This is a genomic window from Nocardia sp. NPDC058497 (assembly GCF_042720195.1).
GTDB lineage: Bacteria > Actinomycetota > Actinomycetes > Mycobacteriales > Mycobacteriaceae > Nocardia.
In genome coordinates, this window is the sequence record NZ_JBHXMY010000727.1 from 1,706 (window position 1) to 2,589 (window position 884).

The 884-nt window shown below is 67.1% G+C and carries 1 protein-coding gene and 1 pseudogene; both read left to right on the top strand.

The features are described from left to right. Nucleotides 1-256 precede the first annotated feature (256 nt). Nucleotides 257-403, top strand: a pseudogene (locus ACFWPJ_RS30120) (YbaB/EbfC family nucleoid-associated protein); the annotation flags it as partial. A 31-nt stretch (nt 404-434) separates the two neighbouring features. Then, the gene (locus ACFWPJ_RS30125) at nt 435-677 is read left to right on the top strand and encodes a hypothetical protein (RefSeq protein ID WP_378856497.1); all 243 of its coding nucleotides are present in this window, start codon (nt 435-437) and stop codon (nt 675-677) included. The last annotated feature ends 207 nt before the right edge of the window (nt 678-884 follow it).

Sequence of the window (884 nt, forward strand, 5' to 3'; positions counted from 1 at the left end):
CCCCGGGGGTATGGGGGGGTGTGCGGCGCGCGGGCGCCTCTCGGGTGGGGGAGCCGCTGGGGGGTCGCCGCCCCACCGGCGGCGCGCCCCGGCCCCCCCGCGGCGACCCAGTGGCCGCGATTCGCGTCCTACGCGCGCGCGGTGCTGACCCGCGGCGCGAGACAATCCAAACCTATTTTGGACTCAAGAGCGCGTTGCACTTCATCAACGAAACCGCTAACAATCCGCTGATCCAGGCTGAGTTCGCGGACCTGAAATGAGTGCTGATCCCGAGTACGACGCCGCTATCGCCGAGATCAAGTCCAAGGCGAATAAGGTCCAGGAGGCGATGGCCGAAGTCCGCGGCACCGGGACGGCTGGAAACGGGGCCATCACAGCGACCGTCGATGCCGCCGGACACCTGCGGGATCTGACTCACCCGCGACGCTCACCGGTTGGGCGACCGATTGGCTGGCCTCATCGTCGAAGCAACCGCGAACGCCGAACGGGATGCGGCAACCAAATCGGAGCGCGCGACGCTGCCGCTGACGGAGGACAGTCGGGTCACAGCTGGTATGAAGTCGGTGCGTGAGACGTTCGGCCAGACCGAGCCAACCATGACGCCGATGACTGATGCTGAGATCCAAGCCGCTGACGATGCCTACTTCGAACGGCTGAACGGGCGGGGATGGGCCTAGTGACGGCCGGACGCTTAGGCGACCTCATCGGTGGACCCCGAGTAGAGCCAATCGCTGAATGTTGTAGACGCCGGCGGCCCGGTTCAACGCCCGGCGGGGCAGATAGTGCAACAGTTGATCCCGCTCGTCCAGCAGCCCGATCAGCAGGGCCGCGCCGCCGTCGTCGAGGGTCTATCGCCCAGGTCAGGACTTCGGCCAGGCCGGTGA